Annotated in this window: 3 protein-coding genes and 1 pseudogene; 3 read left to right on the forward strand and 1 reads right to left on the reverse strand. The window is 67.9% G+C overall.

Annotation, left to right across the window (positions count from 1 at the left end):
* Together ABT116_RS43600 and ABT116_RS43605 are read left to right on the forward strand one after the other, a co-directional pair.
* On the forward strand, positions 1-731 hold a 731-nt coding region (locus ABT116_RS43600), incomplete at its 5' end, for a phytoene desaturase family protein (protein ID WP_502984053.1).
* Between the two features lie 95 nt (positions 732-826).
* Entirely contained in the window at positions 827-1,018 is a 192-nt protein-coding gene (locus ABT116_RS43605; RefSeq protein ID WP_351646341.1) for a DUF2795 domain-containing protein, read from the forward strand.
* A gap of 11 nt (positions 1,019-1,029) precedes the next feature.
* On the opposite strand, the pseudogene ABT116_RS43610 reads toward ABT116_RS43605, so the two are convergent.
* Positions 1,030-1,296: pseudogene (locus ABT116_RS43610) on the reverse strand (serine hydrolase); the annotation flags it as partial.
* Between the two features lie 3 nt (positions 1,297-1,299).
* Here ABT116_RS43610 and ABT116_RS43615 point away from each other — a divergent pair.
* Positions 1,300-2,026 (forward strand): MFS transporter (locus ABT116_RS43615; protein ID WP_351646343.1); only part of this gene is annotated, 727 nt, incomplete at its 3' end.

Below are 2,026 nucleotides of genomic sequence, written 5' to 3' on the forward strand. Positions count from 1 at the left end.
AAGGCACCGTCGCCGCCCGCCACGTCCTGGTGAACGCCTCACCGCAGGCCCTGGCCGACCTGACGGGCGACACACCTCCGGCGCCCGCCGAGGGCGCCCAGCTCAAGGTCAACATGCTGCTCAAGCGGCTGCCGCGGCTGCGCGACAGCTCCGTCGACCCGCAGGAGGCCTTCGCCGGCACCTTCCACATCGCCGAGGGCTACGAGCAACTGGCCACCGCCCACGCCCAGGCCGCCGCCGGAGAGCTGCCCGCCGCGCCGCCCTCCGAGATCTACTGCCACTCGCTCACCGACCCGACCATCCTCGGGTCCGGCCTGGCCGAGCAGGGCTACCAGACGCTCACCCTCTTCGGCCTGCACACCCCGGCCCGCCTGTTCGAGCGGGACAACGACGCCGTACGCGAGGATTTGCTGAAGTCCACCCTCGCCCAGCTCGACGCCCACCTGGCCGAACCCCTCGCCGACTGCCTGGCCACCGACGCGGACGGACGCCCCTGCATCGAGGCCAGGACCCCGCTCGACCTGGAACGGGACCTCGGGCTGCCCGGCGGCAACATCTTCCACCGCGAGCTGAGCTGGCCCCACGTCCAGGACGGCACGGGCCGCTGGGGCGTGGAGACCGGGCACGCGAACATCCTGCTGTGCGGGGCGGGAGCGGTGCGCGGGGGCGGGGTCAGCGGGGTGCCGGGGCACAACGCGGCGATGGCCGTACTGGAAAACGACATCGGCTGAATCGCTCGCCGGTCGAGGGGGCACTCCGACAGGACGAAGGTGTCCGTACCGGCCGGCCGCCCACGCGGACGGTCGCACGACCCCGGGAGGATCTCATGGCCGAGCTCAGCCCGACCGATCTCCAGAAGGCCCTCAAAGGCATGGACTACCCCACCGACAAGCAGCATCTGGTGGAGCGTGCCCGCAGCAACCACGCCGACGACAAGGTCGTCAGCACACTCGACGGCCTGAAGGAGGACCGCTTCGAGGGACCGAACGAGGTACAGAAGGCCGTCTTCAACCAGTGACCGATACCGCGTCAGTCGGCCGACGGCGTCCATCCCACCGCTTCGACGCGTGACACGTCCGCCGGGCGTGCCTCGTCGAACAGCACGCCGTCGGCCACGGTGACGCGCAGGCCGTCCACGTAACAGCCGCGCCCCACGTACAGCCGGTCCGTCGCGTACCGCCAGCGCAGGGTGAGCTCCCGTGCGGCGGGTACGTCGGCGGTGAGCCCGTGCCAGACGCGCCCGGACCAGCCGGTGACCGAGCCCGACGGGTGCCGCTCGGGGCCCTGACCGGGGCGGTGATGGACAACAAGTCGATTCGTCGTACGACCACCGTTACGGTGGGGCTGCTCAGTACCATCTGGTTGATCGACATGGTGGATCGCGTCATGATCGGGCTTGCGCTTCCGATGATCGGCGACGAATTCTCGCTCAGCAGTACGCAGTTGGGTGGCGTGGTCTCGGTCTTCGCGATCTTCTACATGCTCGGGCAGGTTCCCGGCGGAATGTTGGCCGACCGCTTCGGACCCAGGCCGCTGTTGATCGTTGCTTTGATCCTGTGGTCGGTGTTCACAGCATTGACAGGATTCGCCTGGGGACTCGTCTCGCTGATGGTCATGCGTGCGATGTTCGGGCTCAGCCAGGGTCTCTTCCCAGCAGCGTCGTTCAAAGCTCTGGCTGAGCGAACCCGTCCGAAAACTCGCGCCACGGCCATGGGCTTCATGATCGGTGCAAACAACCTGGGCCCCGGCATCGCACCATTGATCATCGCCCCAGTTCTCATGGCCGTCGGTTGGCGGGACGCATTTTGGCTGGTGGCCATAGTCGGCGCCGTGATCGGCACAGTCGTCTGGTTGGTGCTCCCGGCGCCGTTGGACACAGAGATCACGGAAGATCCGGAGGCCGCACTGCAACCGCTCGCCAGTGAACACTCACGCGCCGCGGTATTCAAGTCCGTTTCGGTCTGGAAGTTCGCACTTCTGTTCTGCCTGGCCAACATGGCCGGATATGGGCTGTTGACCTGGGTGC

This window comes from Streptomyces sp. NPDC002130, from assembly GCF_040296465.1.
Lineage (GTDB): Bacteria > Actinomycetota > Actinomycetes > Streptomycetales > Streptomycetaceae > Streptomyces.